Genomic DNA, 17907 nt, shown 5'->3' on the forward strand with positions numbered 1-17907 from the left:
ATTTCCTAAATTATTGCAAACGTATCATGGAGTCAACTGTTGTTGCTGCTTTGTTAGCGATTTTAGTTACAATGTCAACAATCACTGTAGCACGCATCAATTCTAACTGAACAGATAACATTGTCGTACCACGTGCTAATTTGTCTGCAGATGGTATTCCAGCAATATGATGGTATAGACTTTGAAACTGATCACTGCCATAAGCAATACTTTCTTGTATATCTTCTGATAATTTCTCAACTATAGATTTTTTGCGTTTGTCATATGCTTCACCTACACCCATAGACTCGGCTGCAGCCGCTGCAACATTAACATTATTAGCTACCATATCAGAATTTGCTGCTGTGGCTGAAAAGTTCTTTAAAGCTTCTTGAAAGCGCTGTATATCCTGACTACTAACAACTGATGAATTATCAGCGTTATTATTTTTACCGGCATTAAAATTAGAACGATCCACATTTAAAGATAACATATCAACTGGCATATCATCCGTCCTTATAAAGGAAAATTTACCTGAGAAACCATAAGAGCTACATTCTTTACAGATGGTATAGAAGCATCCTTTTTTAATCTTTGTAACCGCTGAGTACTATCTACTACCAACCCCACCTGTCTCAATGTCATAGCAGTAAATAATTCTACTTCTTCATTATTTGCTCCTGCCATAACTGCATCTTTTTGTAACACATCCAATGCTAATTCGTGCCTATTCTGCTGCAAAAAAGAAAGGGCCCAGCCGATATAAACACCGGGCTCCTGGGGATTAACGAAACGTAAAGCTGAAAAAATAACCTCAGCGACACGAGGCTCTCCCCAATCAAGGGCAGCAAAAGCAACCTCTGCCAAAATGTGTATTTCTTCTTTGTTAAGCACTTTATTATTCATTTTTATCAAGATTGTTTTTGGAATTGAACTAATTATATGTCATAAAAAAGGAAGTACTGGTTAATTACCCGAAGAGCAAAATGCTTATATAAAATAAAAAAGGAGACTATTTAGTCTCCTCAGCAATGACAAAGCTATCATATCTTACCGGAAGCCTTCTTAACTAAACGCTTAGGAACAGAAGAAGTTTTTTTACCCATTGACTTCTTACCACCTGACTTTACGCCTAACTCCTTGTTACGTTCAATATCTAACAGCTCAAGCATGGATTTAGCCTGATGAAGCAATTCCTTAGGCACAAAAGACGGATCAACTTTAGCACCTTCAACAACGTATTGGATCATTTGATAGGCTTGCTCTAAATTTCCCATCATTAAATGACACTGTGCTACACGCAACAAATACGTAGCCGGACTCTCACCTAAGGTACCTGCATAACTATACAAAACCTTTGCTCTTTCATAGTCACCCATGTCGTAACGACAGCGTGCCATAGCATCAAGGTACTTAGGATTATGGGGACGAGCCATAAAAACCAAAGAGTAGGTATCGGCTGCTTTTTGTAACTGATTGTTTCTCCAAAAATTAAGTGCTATAGAATACAAAACCTCAACCGCGCCGTCGCTCAAATTGACCATGGAAGAAATCTCGTCCAAGCGCTTCTTCTCTTCCTCAAACCATCGGGTCAAGTCGTCCATAAAAGCACCTCTCAGTAATAAAAAGCAAACCCAAACAAAAAGTTATGTGTTAACACAACCTCATCTTTTACCTCGCACTACTTATGACCTGAAAGCAGAAGAATTGGCCTGTGCCATAGAACGACTAGCTTCACCAATCACACCCAAAACCATATCCCTAAGTTGAATCAAACCCTTTTGCCAATCATCCTCAATACCAAAAGTCTGACCTTGCTGAGAAGCAAGTGCTTGACTATGCGCTTGAGTAGCTTGAGCCTTAGTTAATTCCATTGTGGAGGCAGTATTGCCCATACCAGAAGCAGATCCTGAAATACGCCCTACACCTTCACTGACGGTAGTAGCTGTAGCAGCTTTCTTATCAATTGCAGCTATTCTGGTTGTCAAATCAGACTTCTGGGCCTGCAGCATTTGAGCTGCATCCATTGTCTGCATATCATTACCATTACCACCTGGCATATCAACACGCATTAACTCAGCTGCCTCAGAACTACTAAGACTTTCCAATTCAGTAGCCATATCACCTGACTTGGACTTCAGCCTAGAAGCATAGAAGCTACCGCCCATACCCGCGCCTGCCCCAACTAATCCTATGACACCAGCAACAATTCCGGCAACGAGGGCCTGATTGGCACCTTCTGACAAAGCCTTAGAAGCATCCAAATTCTCTGTCAAACTATTCAAAAGCTCTTTAATCTTTACTATACGCTCATTAGCAGCCTCCTGACCGGAGGATTTAGCCAACATCATCAACACTGCAGCAAGAATAGCCAAAAAACTCCCCCCGTCTCGTAACGTAAAAAAATCCTCAACCTCACCAAAACGACCCAAAATATCATCATCACGATCGGGATCCTTGGGAGTGCCTAAAAGACCATCAGCAAAACCACTACCAAATTTAGCGCCCCAATCTTCTCCAAAAGCTTTTTCCATCACCACAGTCAAAGCAGTAGGAGGAGGAGAAGAAGTAGCAGCGGCGGCGGCAGCAGCAGCAGAGGCAGCGGCGGCAGCAGCAGAGGCAGCGGCAGGTGCAGAAGAAGCAGGAGCAGCGGCAGAAGAAGTAGAAGTAGCACCACTACCTGAACCGGCAGTTTTAGTGGCACCAGAAGTGCTCTGACCACTAGAATCTTCGACTGAACCTTCATCCCTAGTCGTAGTACAATCCCCACTCGCCGTATGATGATGCTCTACCAAACCATCCCCTTGATTATACATTGTTCCCCTCACTTTCAGATTTATTAATTTAAACAACTATATTCAATGCAATTGCCTATACCATCCGTACAAAGGCCGCATCCTTAGCTGCACAGAAACTCTTAACCGTAGTATTAGCTGTTTCCGTAACTTTCTTCATTGTACTAACACACTCCCTAAAATCATTGTTGCTGTTGGCCTGTAAACCACGAACCTCAGCAATAAAAGCCCTAACCATATCAACTAGTGCCTGCGCTTTAAGATATTTGTACGTTTCCTCAGATTGATATATTGTGTAAGCGGAACTAGTACCCTGCGCAGCAGAAGAAAAACCAGTAACAGCATGCTCAACAGCCTCTACCATATTCTTCAATCTAACAACACCCCCTAGCTTATCGGCAATTGTAGACAGCCCTTTAACAGCTCCAGCTCTAAAGAAAACCACCATCATCACAATCATAACCACTATGGTCATCACCATCGCAAAAATGGCCGCAGCACTAGCTTTCATCCCGCATGCTTCAGCAGAACCTTCAAAGAATCGACCCAAAATACTTGGATCACCCAAAAAAGCACCAGTAAATATCCCGACAACGCCAGCCAAAGAATCACCAACAGCTTTAGCATGATCTTTATCCATACCACTTTTGATCAAAGCTGCCTTTATAACACTAGCCAGCTTCGCAAATAAACCACCTAAAGTCACATCCTTGTGACTAAATGAACTTGCAATAGACAAAAAAGAGTTCACTAAAGCCAATACAGCAGCAACAGCACATATAACCGTGGCAGGAGATGGAGCAACCACACACGCCAAAACAGCCAGCGCCGCTAAGACAAGCATAACTACTGCCATAAGAAATCTCATAAAAATATTCATTGGGTTGTTCGCCGCCTTAGAGGCTTCAGTAGCTTTTACAATATTTTCAATATTCTCTTTATGCAATTTCTCCAAATCCTCTGCCTGTCCTTTAATAGCAGTATTAACTTCCTGCATGCGCTGTGTCATCTGCTTATTGGTGGCGGAACTAACCATAATAATCAAAGCAGACACATCCAAATTTTCTAGCCAACCCAAATAGTCCGGGATATTAATTCCATTAGGACCCGAAGTCAAACCCTCACCAAACAAATCACCAACAGCAGCCAATGCATTAGTAGCATCCCGATCTGCTTTGCTATTCTCATACAGCCCACCGCCCCCGCCACCCCTGTCATCATTACGAACACCATCATCTGGCGTAGATGAAACGGCTGGGGCAATTGAAGCAGTCACCGCACTGCTGCCAACTGCAGAAGAACTGTCACCACCTGAGCCGGTGGAACTATCTCTTCTACTATCATTATTGCGCCTGCCACGATCATCACGGCCGCTACCATTAGCAGGAGCAGAGGCTGAGATAGCACTTGCATTGTTAGCACCAAATTCGGCAGTGGATGTAACGTCCATTACTTTCTCCTAACTAGATACTACTCTTTACAGAACTCTGCTTATTGTTTCTGTTAAACAGCTTCAACTGCGCTTCGGCAACTGAACGAAGTTTTCCTAATTCACCATCTTGCGGAGCTCTATCAACTACGTACTCCAAATATTCCTTAGCTTGCTCTAAAGATTTACCAGCAGAAATCAAACACTGAGCCATATGAAAATAAATCTCAAAATTGTCTGCATCAAGATCCAAAAGCAAAGCTGATAAATAAACATTAGCTGCACTAATGTAGTGTCCCATTTTGTGAAGGCAAGCAGCCAACCCAAACATATACTCTTGCTCGGTGTGTTTTAATCTAACCAATTCATGAAATATTGGATGGGCTTCACTATATCTACCACTGTTATACATTTTCAAAGCTACAAAATGCATGGCATCTAATGATTCTTTGGAACGACCTTCAAAGGAAGATACAGTACCTCCGCCGAAGATATGATTAATCAGAGACATAACATCGTCGTCGGTATCGCTCTCGTGACCTTCATGCTCAGAACCGCTAACGACGGATTCTGAATCATCATCTCTATTTAAGTAATCTTTCTCCCGCACGACAATCTCCCTTCTTATTCAAGATATCTACGGTAACACTCCAAAGATCTATAACTTACCTTGAAGATCTACCATAGCACATCATAAATATGGTTGACGTCCTACCAATAAACAATAGAACAATACCCTTTAGTGTTTCTCTACTGTCAGGAGTAATTGAGGAAAAATTTACTACTACAAGGTAGCAATATTTATCTAATTTTCATATGCAAATAATTACCTAGAGAAATTCCATTATGAAAGAAAATGTGATGTGTAAATTTGACTGATGATAAATATAAGTAATTATCATACGTTGGCGTGTAATCTATCAGATGTGCTCTTGAATGTTTTTTCATTAGATTAACAAATATTTTTATGCAATTAGTGTACGCTGTAAGTGTTTACCCTGATAACAAAAAAGCCCCTTTCGGGGCTAAGTTAAAAATTACTGCACGAGCACCTACAAAAAAAGTTATTCATGAGATCCAATTTTCTTGGCCAAACAAAGTTTCTTGACCAAAATTTTACTCCTTTGTGCGTTTTATGCTTTCAGCAGAGTTAGTATCTTCAGAGGAATTATTTGATTCAGCACTTGATTTATCAGACAAAATAGAAAACAAGGCTTCAGCTTGCTGCAAAACATCCTCATCGACAAAAGATGAATCAATCTGCGAAGACCGTACCACATAATTAAACATGGCCCGAGCCGTTCCAATTTCCCCTAACATCACATAGCACTGGCCAATGCGTAACATAGAAGTAGCAGAATCAGCACCACACACTCCCGCATAGCTATATAGCGCCAAAGCCCTCCTATAATCACCCATATCGTAACAACAACGAGCTGCACCCATCAAATACTTATGGTTACGAGGCCTCATGGTCAATAAAAAAGAATACGTGCCTTCTGCCTTATCAAACTTCTTATTGCGCCAGAAATTAAGAGCAATAGAGTAAATCATCTCTGCAGAATCATCCGAAATTGCTTTCTTACCTACATCTTCAAGTTCATCAACATGAGCGTAAATTTGAGATACCTCGTTACCCATTAATCACCTCTTAATTTATAATTATCATTATCATTACTATTTTTACCGCAAAACTAGGTATTACGAAAAGCAGATGATTGTGACTGCGTACTGGCACGACTTGCCTCTTGCAAAACTTGCAGAATATGAGTACGAACTTCGCTCATACGACTTTGCCAATCAGCAGCCATGCCTGCCTCATTCTGATCAACTTGACCAAGAGCTTCTTCCTTAGCTTGCTTTGCAGAAAATTGCGCATTCTGGAATTGGCCAACAGCTGAAATGGCATTTCCTAAAGGCATACCCGTCCTGCCTAAGGCATCAGCTCCCAAAGAAAGCTTTTGCGCTTCCTGCTCTTTAAGCAATGCTTTGTCTAACAAAGCTTTTTTCGTAGCATCAACTGAGCCCAAACCGGTCTCAGCTACCGCATCTGCAGCATTAACCGTATTCGAACCACTAGCTGTTGCAAGACCTGCCATCTCCGGATTCTGCAAAGCTGAAGCCTGAGATTTCAAGTCAGCAGCCTTAGTGCTAGAATGCATGGATTTCACAGACATCCCCATACTTCCAAGGCCAGCAGCCATGCTTACACCAGAAGCTACCATAGAAGCAACAAAAGCTGATTTTGCCCCCTCAAGCATATGATCTGAAGCTGATATACTATGCTGAAGGGCCTCTTGCGAGTTTAAGGCTCGTTCATTCCAGTTGCTCGCTGATTCCTCAGCGGAGGATTCAATAAGAACAGACATAACCTGAGCAAGAAGTGCCTGGAAGTTTTGCTCATTGGAAAAACCTAAGGTAAGATCTGATATGGCGTTGCTATCACTTGCCACTACCGGCTCAGCCGGTAGTCCCATTGATTGACTAGCAGCTGCGGCTATGTTAACACTCGAACCACTTTCAACAATTGATGTGATTCCCACATTTTTAGAATCGGCCACTCCACCTGCAGTGGAACCAGTCTTGGAGTCAGAATTCCCGGACATGATCTTAGCCAGTTCAGCCATTAATTCTTCAAGCTCTTTATTGGACGGTTTTTGTGCTGGATCTATAGTGGTATCAGGTGTAGCACCGACATTTGCATTTATATTCATATAATCCTCACTCTCCCTAACTGCATTGTTAGTGTAAGTTCAAACCATGTTACGAAATGCCACCCCAGAAGACTTCAAAGCACTCTGAATAGTTTGATTAGTTAACTCTTGCATCTCGGCCATGTGAGTAATTAGTTGCTTCATCATGTCCTGTTCTCTTTTACGACTATCCCTCATCGCGTTTAAAAAACCCCTCATCTTGGTAAGATCTGCTTTAATTTTTGCCTTGTCATACTGAGTTTTTGCCTGATACATAGCATATCCGGCTTGACCAACTTGCAACCCTACTTGAGCAATTTGTGAAATATCAGCACTCATCTGAGCAAACTTAGAAACATCATCAACAGAACCTAAATAGGTAGTAGCTGCTGATACACTAGTGGCGGTAGAAGAAATAGCACCACCAGCGTTCATAGTTACACCCATCAAAGCTATCATCACTATAAACGACATAATCATGCCAAAAATTTGAGCTCCAGACTGTGTCATACCCATACTCTGAGCTATACCCTCAAAGTACATAGACAAAACCTTGGGATCACCTAAAAACATCCCAGTAACAATACCAGTAGTACCAGCTATAGCTTTAGCAACACCCTCCGCCTTTTCTGAATCCATACCATCTTTAACTAATGAAACTTTGATACCTTCAGCCATTTGTCTTAACATGCCAGAAAAGGTTATATCCTCACCTGACACTTGACTCGCTATCGATAGCCCTGAATTAATTAAGCCCATAATGGCAGAAATTGCAGCTATTATTGTTGCTGGACTAGGAACAAGCACAGCAGCAGCAATGGCAATTGCTGCTATTACTATCATTACTAAAAAAAACAATATTTTTAGGATTAAATCTCCTATACTAGAACTTCCTTCTTCTATGTACTCTTCTAATTTTTGCATGTTTCTATCATGTAGTACTTTATAATCGTGCTGGCTTCCTTTTAGCCGTGTTACAGAAGCTTGTATAGCCTTATCTATAATCTCAGAACTAGCATTATTAACTGCCACCATCGCATCTTCTGGAGACATGTTTTCCAAATATTCATATCCAGATGGCATTTTTAGCTTTGCTGGCCCATAAGAATCAAAAGGTGACTTTTTGTTTATAATTTCCCCAAGCGCTCTCACGGCATTCTGGGCAGCATCATTAGTCACCTGTGTATCAGATGCAGCAGCCCTCAAAACCTTGGTTACATTTATGTCTTCAGCGGCCCTATCCTGCTTTGCTTGCTCAGATTCTGCAGATTCAGATACAACATCATTATTACTAGAAACAGTAGAAGTGCTGTTAGAACCAGTTGAATTAACATTAGATTGCATATAGCACCTCAATTTTGTTTATTTTTTTCCTTTTGAGCGCCCTTCTTTTTAAGAAGCTTCAACTTTGCTTTTGCAATAGGACCAAACTCTGATAATTCACCTTCATCAGGACAATGTTTAATTACATGCTCCAAATATCTTTCAGCCTCATCCAAATGTGAATTTGATGCAATAAGGCACTCTGCAATACGAAACGATGGTTCTAAATTAGTGTCACCCTCGTTAAGCATAATTGATGATAAATATACATTTGCCGCGTTAGCATATCTTTTTTTCTTTTGCAAACAAGCAGCCAAGCTAAACATAAATTCATAATTGCTATGATTTAGGCGAACAAGCTCATGAAACAAAATATGGGCATCATCATAGTTCCCAGAATTGTAAAGTTTTATGGCATTATAATGAATTATTTTAATTGCCTCTGGCGAACGACCCTCCCATTCCGCCATGGTACCACCACTAAAAATATGCGACAACAATAGATTAAAATCATGAAACAACGACTCGTCACTTTTCGTATCCCCACTAGAACCATGCATGGTAACTCTCTTTATATTTATTCTTCTAAGCACCCGTAGCTCACAAAAAGCTTGCCTACGTATTTTTGTCTGCTATAAGCTCAGTTTGTTCCTGATAAGTAATAACATTCCTGATAAGTAATAACATACCAGTAACACTAAACTAAACAAGGTTACGAACGATAGCCTTGAGGGAGTTAAAGAAGGTCTGCATGGAGTTAGTGGTCATGTCAGAATAAACTTGAGACTGGTTAACACCCATCTGCAAGCGCGTTGCGTCTTGCTGGCTGAGAGAATTAAGCTGGTCAATAGCGGCACGAACCTTTTCAATTGCTCCTAACAGCTCACCATAATTAGTAACCTTAGTCGGATCCTGCCCTAATGCAGTCAAATCATCAACGATATCTTGAGGCAGAGGAAGAACCGACTTATCTGGAGTTGTATCAGGAGGAAAAGTAGCCTTATAGCTCTGCAAATCACCTAGAGTTTTATTCAAAAGCGCTAGCCTCTTGTTTTTCTTATCCATCTCCAAAAGCTGCAAACTAACTGTATCATTTTGGTTTTTCATGCTCATAGTACCAACAAGCAGGATCAGCACCTGCATAGCAATGTCCCCTGGACCTTGTGCAAATAGAGCCTGAATTTGTGGTGTCTGATAAGAAAAATTGTAAGAAACATACCATGGATCACTCGTAGGCATTCCTAACCTCCGTTACGTTTAACGCCTAAAATCAAATGCAAAACAGTGTAGTATAGCTAAAATAGCTAAATCCAGTCCTTCTTCTTCTTTTTACGCACCTTCTTGTCTCCTGCAGCAGCGAATCCTCCCTTAAGAGCAACATCCACAGGAACTTCAGCAACGGACACATCCTTATCAGCATCAGTGACAATATCTTTTTCTCCATTTTGTTCCTGATTAGAAACCGGAGAAGAATCAGCTTTTTCCTCTGCCATTCGGGAGATCTCCTTCTGGATAACATCGTACATCTTCTGAATAGTATCACGCTCTTTATCAGTAAGATGTTTTTGTGCAATATCCAGAAACTCCATACTAACACCTTCTGCTTGAAGGGCCAGCTCCAGATTCTTTTTATTTTCCTCAACAATCTCACGGGCTCGATTAACCAGCCTCTCCCTTTTTTTAATTTCCCGCGCTATCTCTAATATATCGGCTGACATAACACCCTTTTCCGAGACATCCCGAAGACGTCTAGACTCAAACTGAATAACAAGAATGGATCCTACCTGAAAAATTTAAAAAAAAAATCAATTCAATGACGCCCATAATATTTTTACATACGCAAATCAAATAACGGATAAAACATAACGATAGTGTAAAGCAGCATAGCATAACGAAATAATCTAATTTATATATGACATAACAAACAATGTTGGTTATTTTATATATAAACTCTGACGAACTTAATACAACAACAAAAAACCACTACTTGTGGTGTATTTACTATTAGTAATTACCATGAGAGGGAATTTGTTACACGACAAATTTCTCACATGGACATAGAATTGGTAGGCACCATCTTGTGTGCAGTAGGAAAGAAACAAATTAGGATGGCAACAGTAAAGGAGAAAAAGACAATGGGTCCTTCTCAGATTGGTCGTATAGCAAGGACGGTGTCCACTCAGGCCTTGAAATTTCCCCAAGGAGGCTCTCAGCAAGGGTCAGAAGATCTGGCATCAGAGGATCGTGACCTTAGTGGCATAAGAAATGAACGAACCCGTAGAAGCAACCCTATTGCTCAGCATATGCACTCAACTCGCACCTTTAACTCACAAAAGTTTGTAGCTAATTTGTCTTACATAGATATGGCAACTTCCTCAGCAGGGGTTGAGGAGTTGTCCATGGCAGCATCAACCCTAACAAAGCGGGTGCGCTCGCTCAAGGAACGTAAGTTTGAGATTGAGGGGGAACGCCCTGAGGAACTATCAGAAACTGAAGCTCAAAAATACTCGGAAGTTACCCTGTCTGATCTATCGGGCCTAATGCTATTTTCCAAAAAGCTATCTAAAAGGCCTAAGGGTGCTCGTCAAATGGCAGAAATGGAATACCCAGATGACGAGGTTTCACAGGATATGGCACTTCAGTTTTCCTTAAACTTTGCTGAACGTGCCCTTAAGGAGGCGGAGAGTGACCCTAATACTCCTGAGAGTAAAATACGTGAGCTAAAAAGTAATATTTCCAGTCTCATGGAACAACTACGTGAGCTACGTTTGGAACATGGACAAACTATCCGCGCTAAATTTAACGTAGCATCAGCGGCGCGTAGCTTTGCAGAATCGATAAAAAGTTCTAATTTAGATAAAAAAGATCAGGAGTCTCTTAAATCTGGGGTAAAAACTTTTCAATCTGTTTACTCCAATCTAGCAGACTCATATTCCCCAGATACTGAAACTGGAATGCAGGCACTGCATGAGGAAGCCTTGCAAAACTCATCTCTTCGCTCCCTATACTTGATGGTTAGGCAACGATTTGGGTTGGATAACATTCAATCTGGCTTTAGTGAGGTGGTAAAAGCAATATCAGCAGACATGAATAGCTCGCAACCATCCATAGGATCCACCAACCTAACTTTAATGCTTAGAGATTTCAAGATCCTGGCCGCTACCCGCAATGTGTATGAATCATGCAAGGAACATACGGCCCTCATGAAAAAACAGCACGGATTTGAAATTTCTCAAGCTACCATGACAGATGAATGTGTTCTCTTGAGTACGGAAGCCTGGGTTACCAGCAACCATTACAGTCAAATCTTAACTAGGCACAAAGTGTATGATCCTAACAACGAAGCAGACAAGGCCAGTCTTTCCAAAACACGTTTGGCTATATGTTTTATGAATGCAATGCTAAGTGGTGTTCGCGAGGTACCTGCAGAAATGATGCCTGACGGTGATGAAAGCAGGGTAAAAACCATTGATGAGGCAATTGTGGTCATGGACTCTCTCATTGACACGGAAGAGACCTTAGATACTGACATGACCACTGTAGAGTCGGTTGATTTCTTGCAATCAGAGAAACGACGAGTAAAATCCCAGTAGTCGGCTAATACAAGAGGGGGCGTGCTTTGTCACCAGAAGCAGCGATAGCTGAATACCAAAGGTATATAGATATGGAACTACCAGATGACATAGGTGGTTCAGCGTTTCAACTGGAGGATACTTCACGTGGATGGATATTTGGGCTTGATAGTGACCGTGTTCATGTGATTCCTTTCTATGCAGCCCCTGCTATATATTTTGACACAGAGAAAAAAGAAAAAGCTCTAGTTTCAGTAGATATGCGACGCCAGAGAAGTATGACTGGACTGGCTGTAAGCATGTCTGAAATAAACAACCAAGAATGGCTGGTTGCAATAATGAGAATTTCTCCTCAAAAGGCTTCTATTGATGTAATAGACGATTGTATTATTAGTTTGCAAAGATTCTTAACGGTAATAATTAGCTAGAAATACCCATTTACCACCACGTACTTTAAAAAAAATTAATAGCCTTCTTTTATGATATCGGACATAGGAGGAGGAAAAATGGACAATCAGCTAAACTCAACGGGACCAAAACTTCTCTCGTTCGATTATGGTCTTTTGTCAGTTGATCATCATAAGGAAAATATTTTAACGGATGAAACTGTTGATATTCCTGAAGATTTGAGAATATTTCCTCCTGACAAATTATTAGATCCGTATGCAGGAACAGCATTAGATTTCAAAGGATATTTGGCAGAGCAAACTCTAAAATCCTTGGAGCCTAAGATAAACAATGACAAACTATTTTTAACCGACGTATTCTTAATGCATATGCAGGCAGCCGATGAATGTTTTCGTCAGCTAGCAAAGGAAACTAGCAATAAGAATTTTCACAAAGCAGTTCATGTCCTTATTGAGGAAATGGCTCTGCGTGAATTAATGTCAAACTCAAGAAATTCGTTAATTTCCGTATAACAGCTCGCTAAAAATTGGTATCAATGGACAACCAAAAGGATGCAAATAAAAAATCTACTCATCTGTCAAAAGATGAACGGGATACGATGCTTTTGCTAAGCTACCAATACTTACACTATGGAAAGTTTAATCAAGCAAAAGATCTTCTGGTCGGGGTTCACACATCACGACCACGAGATTTGTCTATTTTACCACTATTAGCATATGCACAACTTCGCTGTAAAAAGTCTAAAAATGCATTAAGGATCATGCATGAGCTTAAAAAAAGAGGATGGACTAGTCCGGAATATTACTTGCTAATGGCTCAAGTTTTGCAAGAGGTTGGTAATGTAGATGAATCCCGAAGACACTATAAGCAGTATGTTCGTATAAAAATGAAACAAAAACAGGCCATGGAAAATGCTGTTAGTGGGGAAAAACCTTAGTGCTATCGGCTAACCTGGCTATTTCTGGGTTGTATTTGTTTTCGTTTAACATCGAAAAACATGTGCTCTAATAATAAATTAAATTGCTTTCAGGAAGCTCTATGCAGCAATTGCTAATAAGACTCGTTTCTTCCGCAACTAAGCGAAACGATTTAGTCGTGGCAGCGGCTATTGTTATGGTTGTCTTCATGATGATCATTCCGTTGCCTACTTCTCTGGTCGACGTGCTCATTGCAATGAACATGAGTATCGCAGCAATACTGTTAATGGTATCTTTGTATTTGCCAAATCCATTGGCATTTTCATCTTTTCCGTCTGTACTACTTATAACTACTTTATTTCGTCTAGGTATTTCAATTGCAACCACTCGTTTAATCCTTCTTAACGGTGATGCTGGGCACATTATTTATACATTCGGCTTCTTTGTAGTTGGTGGTAATTTGGTCGTTGGCCTTGTTGTTTTCTTAATTCTTACTGTAGTGCAATTTATAGTTATTACTAAGGGTGCTGAAAGGGTTTCAGAAGTAGCTGCACGTTTCTCTTTAGATGCTATGCCTGGAAAACAAATGTCAATTGACGGCGATATGCGTGCTGGCGCTATAAATATGGAAGAAGCCAAGAAACGCCGCTTTATGGTAGAAAAAGAAAGCCAATTGTACGGTGCCATGGATGGTGCCATGAAATTCGTTAAGGGAGATGCAATTGCTGGGCTAATAATAGTAGCTGTTAACTTGATAGGCGGCATAATTATAGGGATGCTGCAAAAAGACCTAACAGCAGGTGAAGCCATGCGTGCCTACTCAGTATTATCCATAGGTGATGGTCTAATAAGCCAAATTCCAGCTCTCTTTATCTCGATTTGTGCAGGTATGATTGTAACTCGGGTATCGTCTGTGGATGGTGGACCGAGCAACGTGGGTAAAGACATAGGAGAACAAATATTTGCTCAACCTAAGGCTCTTCTAATTGGCTCAGCTATAATGCTTGGACTAGGTTTGGTACCAGGCATGCCAGCGACTGTGTTTTTCGTAATAGCGGTTGTAATAGGTTCTATTGGATACATCTTATTAACTCGTAAAGATGAGGTGGTAAAAGCACAAAAAACCAGAGAACAAAAAGATGCAGGAAAAGCGGCTGCTGGTGCCGCTAAATCTGCAGATGGAAAGGCCGAAGATGATCGCGAATTTTCTCCCACCGTTCCGCTTATATTGGAAGTATCAAATGATTTAGATCAAACATTTAGCACAGATATACTAAACGAAGAATTGATAAAAATAAGAAGGGCATTGTACTTGGATTTGGGCGTCCCCTTCCCTGGGATACAATTACGTTATACAGACAGATTACCTAGTGAAACATATATAATACAACTCAATGAAGTCCCCATTTCTCGTGGAAAACTTAAGCCGCGGCATGTATTGGTTCGTGAATCGAAACAGACCCTTCAAACTTTAAATATAGATTTTGTTGAAGGAGAGAGCTTTTTGGGCGGAATTGCAACAATTTGGGTTCGAGAGGAGCTTGAACCCACACTGACCCAAGCTAGTATCACATGCATGCGAATAACTCAAATTTTGACTTACCACTTAGCTACTATTTTGAAAAAATACGCTACTGACTTCATTGGGATTCAAGAAAGCAAGGCTCTACTAACATCCATGGAATCAAAATTCCCTGACCTTATCAAAGAGATGATGAGGGTCATGCCGATTCAAAAAATAGCTGAAATTTTACAAAGACTTGTATCGGAAGACATTTCAATTAGAAACATTCGTACAGTAGTTGAGGCACTAATCGAGTGGGGACAAAAAGAAAAAGATTCCGTTTTACTCACAGAGTACGTAAGAACTGCATTAAAACGACAAATTAGCCATAAATTTGCTCAAGAAAAGAATTCTCTTCCAGCTTACCTTTTTTCGCCAACGGTGGAGGATATGGTAAGAAACGCTATTAGACAAACATCAGCTGGTAGCTACTTAGCACTAGACCCACAGTCAAGTAAGCGCCTGGTAGCAAATATTAAAAAGACAATTGGGGACGTACAAAACGTTGCGAAAAAGCCAATTTTACTAACGTCTATGGACATTCGTAGGTATATCAGAAAATTGATAGAGCAAGATCTGTATGAGATACCAGTACTTTCGTATCAAGAACTAACGCAAGACGTAACAATACAACCTCTTGGACGTATAGAAATGTAATGGATAATATAACTTTAGTCTTCACCTTCTTCTTCAAAGATTTTTTTGGCTTTTTCAAGACTATCTGCTACGGGGAAAAGGGACAAGAACCCACTAACATCAAATATCTCGCGAACCATGCTAGATAGAGAAGACAGGACCAAAACACCTTTCATGGAACGTACTTTTTTGCCAAGCAAAAGAACCACTCGTAAACCAGCAGAGCTAATGTATACAAGACCAGACATATCAAGAACCACCTTAGTGTGTTGCCCTTCTGAAACAAGAGTAACAACTCTCTCAAAATCAGAAGCAGAGGCGCCATCCAAGCGATCGGCGAGGTGGATTACATAAACTCCATCCTCAATACCCTCAGTCCAACTCACGGGAACCTCCACCACTGTAAGCAAAAGGAAGTAATATACATTATGCGGGTCGAGAAATAAAGAAAAACGCTCGAACCAGCGATGAAATGAAACTCGGAACGGATTATGGAAAAGATGTCTCATGAAATCAGAATATTAGCTGGCATTCATGCCGGTGCAAAAATGACTGCGTCTGGTTCAATTACAATAGGCTCTGCCCCTGAATGTGACATTGTTCTCAGTGACCCTGGGATGCTACCAGAGGCAGCAGTTGTAACAATAGATAAATCAACTTGGTCTATAAAGCTAACTGATAAAGCATTCCCAGTTACCCTATCCCCAGGTGATGTATTTTGGCTTGGTGTAGTTCCAATAAGTGTAGCCTTGTCTAGCCAAATTTGGCCGCAAGAAATACCATCTCCCGAACAGACAAAGCAATATCAAGCATCTCCGTCACCCAATGAAGACGAAGATGATGACGATGATTATGACAATATAGAAGACACTGTGTTAAGTGGGAGTGCTGCGGGCGATACAGCAAACGATGTCATTAAAATCAGTAGCACTACGGAAACTGTTGTAAATAAGAAAAATCGCTCTAAAGCACTTGTAATGCTAATAGTATTTCTTACGGTAGTGCTGTGCCTGATAGGATCACACTTCGTACTCTCTAACAGCAAGAGGGTCAGCAGCTATCAAAAAGCCATGAGTAAACTGGAGAAGCTAGAAGCAAGCGTTAAAATAATTCTTGCATATGAATTCTCACGGTTTAACATACATATTGAACGAAGTGATTCACAAAAAATAGTTATTAAAGGATATGTGCCAGATAGATCTGATGTACATAAAATCGAACGCAAACTATCATCTTTATCGCGACAAGTTTTGCTGCGTGTATTCGTGGTATCTGAAATTGCAGAGAGCGTGCAAGAAATTTTAAAAGACAAATTCCCCAATATCCACCTCAAGAACGTATCTTTAAAAGGTGTAGTAAGTTTAAGTGGATTCGGATCGAATAGTGAAATAGCTGGAGTTGGCACTACGGTAGAAACTAGCGTCACAGGAGTATCATCTGTAGATTATGGAGATATCAAATCTGGATCAGATATATCATCCGAACTTAAGAAAGAGGCCATAAGAAGGGGACTGGGATCACTGTCTTTTCAGTACTATAACAACACCATACAGGTTAGGGGATCACTAAATTCTTCATCCATGCACGTGTGGGACCAACTATTAAGTGAGTTCGGTAAGAAATACAAATCTCTAGTTTCTGTATCAGCCAATATAGTTGAAACACCGGATAACCAAACATCTAATCAAAAAGAAGCGCATACAGATAAAGAAAAGTATGCCAACGCTATATACAAAAGCACAAAGGACTATGGTGCGTATGGTATCTATGGAGTTGTCAATGGGGCCAACAAGTATATCATCACTGAAGGAGGAAAACGTGTTATGGTCGGCGGTAATATTGGGAATTTCCGCTTGGCAGAAATTAATGACAACGAAATAGTCCTTGACGGACCTCAGAAATTGGTTCTGAGAAGGTAGAAACTATGGAAAATACAAAACTAACTGACTTTGGAAAAGAGCTTGGCAACAAAAAGAGCAAAAAATTAGAACAATATAGTAACACGCTGGCTGAGTCACGTAAGAGATTAGAGAAAGTTATCAAAGAAGGAACAAAAAAGTCTGACTTTGAGTCCTATACGTCTTGCCTGAAGGCAGTTTGTTCAGCTATTTCTTTCTTAGACAGGATGTCGTAGTAGGAACTACTAATAAGGCTTCGGTAAGACATAGATAAATTTAATTAATAATAAAAGGAGCAGTCATGCAAAACCCGTTTGGCACATCCGCACTAGGATTTGAGGACGCAGCATCCCTTATGTCATATGCCATAGAGGCTTCAGACGCTCGCCTTAGAGAGATGATAAAAAAAATTGGCTCCAAACCAGACCCTTCAGCAATAGATATGTTATCGCTTCAAATGTACATACAAACGTGGACAGTTGTTATAGAAACCACCAGTGCTATAATAAAGGATATTAGTGATTTGTTTAAAGCTATTATACAGAGAATGTAATTGAAAAAATTTTTATCATGCAAAACTACAAAAACATGTAACATGTACTGATATACCATTAATAAGAAGTACAAAGGTGCTTATCGTCTTCTCAGTCTCCCACTACAAGCGTCTGTCTGATAATGGGATCATGGGATACA

21 protein-coding genes are annotated in these 17907 nt (G+C 40.4%); 8 read left to right on the top strand and 13 right to left on the bottom strand.

Annotation, left to right across the window (positions count from 1 at the left end):
- Nucleotides 1–10: 10 nt before the first annotated feature.
- The 12 genes from sctI to A6733_RS00980 all read right to left on the bottom strand — a co-directional run bounded on the left by sctI (nt 11) and on the right by A6733_RS00980 (nt 9937).
- Nucleotides 11–484: a type III secretion system inner rod subunit SctI gene (sctI, locus tag A6733_RS00925; RefSeq protein WP_092402378.1), complete on the bottom strand. Its 474-nt coding sequence runs from the start codon at nt 482–484 to the stop codon at nt 11–13.
- Nucleotides 485–495: 11 nt separating this feature from the next.
- Nucleotides 496–885 (bottom strand): hypothetical protein, encoded by a 390-nt coding sequence (locus A6733_RS00930; RefSeq protein WP_092411156.1) that lies wholly within the window; start codon nt 883–885, stop codon nt 496–498.
- Nucleotides 886–1022: 137 nt separating this feature from the next.
- Nucleotides 1023–1583 carry a CDC27 family protein gene (locus A6733_RS00935; protein WP_092402383.1) on the bottom strand — a complete coding sequence of 187 codons (561 nt, stop codon included), beginning with the start codon at nt 1581–1583 and terminating at the stop codon, nt 1023–1025.
- Nucleotides 1584–1664: 81 nt separating this feature from the next.
- A complete protein-coding gene (locus A6733_RS00940) occupies nt 1665–2795 on the bottom strand; it encodes a hypothetical protein (protein WP_092460245.1) in 1131 nt (376 codons plus the stop codon).
- 55 nt (nt 2796–2850) lie between these two features.
- A complete protein-coding gene (locus tag A6733_RS00945; RefSeq protein ID WP_092411363.1) occupies nt 2851–4224 on the bottom strand; it encodes a hypothetical protein in 1374 nt (457 codons plus the stop codon).
- Between the two features lie 13 nt (nt 4225–4237).
- The gene (locus A6733_RS00950; RefSeq protein ID WP_092402973.1) at nt 4238–4813 is read right to left on the bottom strand and encodes a tetratricopeptide repeat protein; all 576 of its coding nucleotides are present in this window, start codon (nt 4811–4813) and stop codon (nt 4238–4240) included.
- 506 nt (nt 4814–5319) lie between these two features.
- A complete protein-coding gene (locus A6733_RS00955; protein WP_092402975.1) occupies nt 5320–5844 on the bottom strand; it encodes a tetratricopeptide repeat protein in 525 nt (174 codons plus the stop codon).
- Between the two features lie 53 nt (nt 5845–5897).
- Complete coding sequence (locus A6733_RS00960) at nt 5898–6917, bottom strand: hypothetical protein (protein WP_092460247.1); 1020 nt, start codon at nt 6915–6917, stop codon at nt 5898–5900.
- A gap of 39 nt (nt 6918–6956) precedes the next feature.
- On the bottom strand, nt 6957–8240 hold the full coding sequence (locus A6733_RS00965) for a hypothetical protein (RefSeq protein WP_092402978.1): 1284 nt from the start codon (nt 8238–8240) through the stop codon (nt 6957–6959).
- 8 nt (nt 8241–8248) lie between these two features.
- Nucleotides 8249–8779, bottom strand: a complete 531-nt coding sequence (locus A6733_RS00970) for a tetratricopeptide repeat protein (RefSeq protein WP_092402980.1) — start codon at nt 8777–8779, stop codon at nt 8249–8251.
- 142 nt (nt 8780–8921) lie between these two features.
- Nucleotides 8922–9458, bottom strand: a complete 537-nt coding sequence (locus A6733_RS00975; RefSeq protein WP_092411367.1) for a hypothetical protein — start codon at nt 9456–9458, stop codon at nt 8922–8924.
- Between the two features lie 65 nt (nt 9459–9523).
- Nucleotides 9524–9937, bottom strand: coding sequence for a hypothetical protein (locus A6733_RS00980; protein WP_092402490.1), 414 nt, complete (start codon nt 9935–9937; stop codon nt 9524–9526).
- A gap of 417 nt (nt 9938–10354) precedes the next feature.
- Here A6733_RS00980 and A6733_RS00985 point away from each other — a divergent pair, with 417 nt between their 5' ends.
- From A6733_RS00985 to sctV, 5 genes are all read left to right on the top strand, one after another.
- Entirely contained in the window at nt 10355–11812 is a 1458-nt protein-coding gene (locus tag A6733_RS00985) for a hypothetical protein (protein WP_139057432.1), read from the top strand.
- 26 nt (nt 11813–11838) lie between these two features.
- Nucleotides 11839–12219 carry a hypothetical protein gene (locus A6733_RS00990; protein WP_092402494.1) on the top strand — a complete coding sequence of 127 codons (381 nt, stop codon included), beginning with the start codon at nt 11839–11841 and terminating at the stop codon, nt 12217–12219.
- A 78-nt stretch (nt 12220–12297) separates the two neighbouring features.
- Nucleotides 12298–12711 carry a type III secretion apparatus assembly protein SctX gene (gene sctX / locus A6733_RS00995; RefSeq protein ID WP_092402496.1) on the top strand — a complete coding sequence of 138 codons (414 nt, stop codon included), beginning with the start codon at nt 12298–12300 and terminating at the stop codon, nt 12709–12711.
- Nucleotides 12712–12734: 23 nt separating this feature from the next.
- Entirely contained in the window at nt 12735–13136 is a 402-nt protein-coding gene (gene sctY / locus A6733_RS10160; protein WP_092402498.1) for a type III secretion apparatus assembly chaperone SctY, read from the top strand.
- Between the two features lie 101 nt (nt 13137–13237).
- Nucleotides 13238–15337 carry a type III secretion system export apparatus subunit SctV gene (gene sctV, locus A6733_RS01005; RefSeq protein WP_175330488.1) on the top strand — a complete coding sequence of 700 codons (2100 nt, stop codon included), beginning with the start codon at nt 13238–13240 and terminating at the stop codon, nt 15335–15337.
- 14 nt (nt 15338–15351) lie between these two features.
- Here sctV and A6733_RS01010 read toward each other — a convergent pair whose 3' ends face one another.
- On the bottom strand, nt 15352–15702 hold the full coding sequence (locus A6733_RS01010) for an STAS domain-containing protein (RefSeq protein WP_242641446.1): 351 nt from the start codon (nt 15700–15702) through the stop codon (nt 15352–15354).
- Between the two features lie 105 nt (nt 15703–15807).
- Between A6733_RS01010 and A6733_RS01015 the strand changes: the two genes are divergently transcribed.
- The 3 genes from A6733_RS01015 to A6733_RS01025 all read left to right on the top strand — a co-directional run bounded on the left by A6733_RS01015 (nt 15808) and on the right by A6733_RS01025 (nt 17767).
- The gene (locus A6733_RS01015) at nt 15808–17235 is read left to right on the top strand and encodes an FHA domain-containing protein (RefSeq protein ID WP_092402504.1); all 1428 of its coding nucleotides are present in this window, start codon (nt 15808–15810) and stop codon (nt 17233–17235) included.
- Nucleotides 17236–17240: 5 nt separating this feature from the next.
- On the top strand, nt 17241–17450 hold the full coding sequence (locus A6733_RS01020; protein ID WP_092402505.1) for a hypothetical protein: 210 nt from the start codon (nt 17241–17243) through the stop codon (nt 17448–17450).
- 65 nt (nt 17451–17515) lie between these two features.
- Complete coding sequence (locus A6733_RS01025; protein ID WP_092402508.1) at nt 17516–17767, top strand: EscF/YscF/HrpA family type III secretion system needle major subunit; 252 nt, start codon at nt 17516–17518, stop codon at nt 17765–17767.
- Nucleotides 17768–17907: the final 140 nt, after the last annotated feature.

It is taken from the genome of Candidatus Ichthyocystis sparus, assembly GCF_900078745.1.
Lineage (GTDB): Bacteria > Pseudomonadota > Gammaproteobacteria > Burkholderiales > 2013Ark19i > Ichthyocystis > Ichthyocystis sparus.

What these genes read in the sequence shown, in the direction of transcription:
- sctI (WP_092402378.1), bottom strand. Translation starts at nt 484, where the DNA reads ATGCCAGTTGATATGTTATCTTTAAATGTGGATCGTTCTAATTTTAAT.
- A6733_RS00930 (WP_092411156.1), bottom strand. Translation starts at nt 885, where the DNA reads ATGAATAATAAAGTGCTTAACAAAGAAGAAATACACATTTTGGCAGAG.
- A6733_RS00935 (WP_092402383.1), bottom strand. Translation starts at nt 1,583, where the DNA reads ATGGACGACTTGACCCGATGGTTTGAGGAAGAGAAGAAGCGCTTGGAC.
- A6733_RS00940 (WP_092460245.1), bottom strand. Translation starts at nt 2,795, where the DNA reads ATGTATAATCAAGGGGATGGTTTGGTAGAGCATCATCATACGGCGAGT.
- A6733_RS00945 (WP_092411363.1), bottom strand. Translation starts at nt 4,224, where the DNA reads ATGGACGTTACATCCACTGCCGAATTTGGTGCTAACAATGCAAGTGCT.
- A6733_RS00955 (WP_092402975.1), bottom strand. Translation starts at nt 5,844, where the DNA reads ATGGGTAACGAGGTATCTCAAATTTACGCTCATGTTGATGAACTTGAA.
- A6733_RS00960 (WP_092460247.1), bottom strand. Translation starts at nt 6,917, where the DNA reads ATGAATATAAATGCAAATGTCGGTGCTACACCTGATACCACTATAGAT.
- A6733_RS00965 (WP_092402978.1), bottom strand. Translation starts at nt 8,240, where the DNA reads ATGCAATCTAATGTTAATTCAACTGGTTCTAACAGCACTTCTACTGTT.
- A6733_RS00970 (WP_092402980.1), bottom strand. Translation starts at nt 8,779, where the DNA reads ATGCATGGTTCTAGTGGGGATACGAAAAGTGACGAGTCGTTGTTTCAT.
- A6733_RS00975 (WP_092411367.1), bottom strand. Translation starts at nt 9,458, where the DNA reads ATGCCTACGAGTGATCCATGGTATGTTTCTTACAATTTTTCTTATCAG.
- A6733_RS00980 (WP_092402490.1), bottom strand. Translation starts at nt 9,937, where the DNA reads ATGTCAGCCGATATATTAGAGATAGCGCGGGAAATTAAAAAAAGGGAG.
- A6733_RS00985 (WP_139057432.1), top strand. Translation starts at nt 10,355, where the DNA reads ATGGGTCCTTCTCAGATTGGTCGTATAGCAAGGACGGTGTCCACTCAG.
- sctX (WP_092402496.1), top strand. Translation starts at nt 12,298, where the DNA reads ATGGACAATCAGCTAAACTCAACGGGACCAAAACTTCTCTCGTTCGAT.
- sctY (WP_092402498.1), top strand. Translation starts at nt 12,735, where the DNA reads ATGGACAACCAAAAGGATGCAAATAAAAAATCTACTCATCTGTCAAAA.
- sctV (WP_175330488.1), top strand. Translation starts at nt 13,238, where the DNA reads ATGCAGCAATTGCTAATAAGACTCGTTTCTTCCGCAACTAAGCGAAAC.
- A6733_RS01015 (WP_092402504.1), top strand. Translation starts at nt 15,808, where the DNA reads ATGGAAAAGATGTCTCATGAAATCAGAATATTAGCTGGCATTCATGCC.
- A6733_RS01020 (WP_092402505.1), top strand. Translation starts at nt 17,241, where the DNA reads ATGGAAAATACAAAACTAACTGACTTTGGAAAAGAGCTTGGCAACAAA.
- A6733_RS01025 (WP_092402508.1), top strand. Translation starts at nt 17,516, where the DNA reads ATGCAAAACCCGTTTGGCACATCCGCACTAGGATTTGAGGACGCAGCA.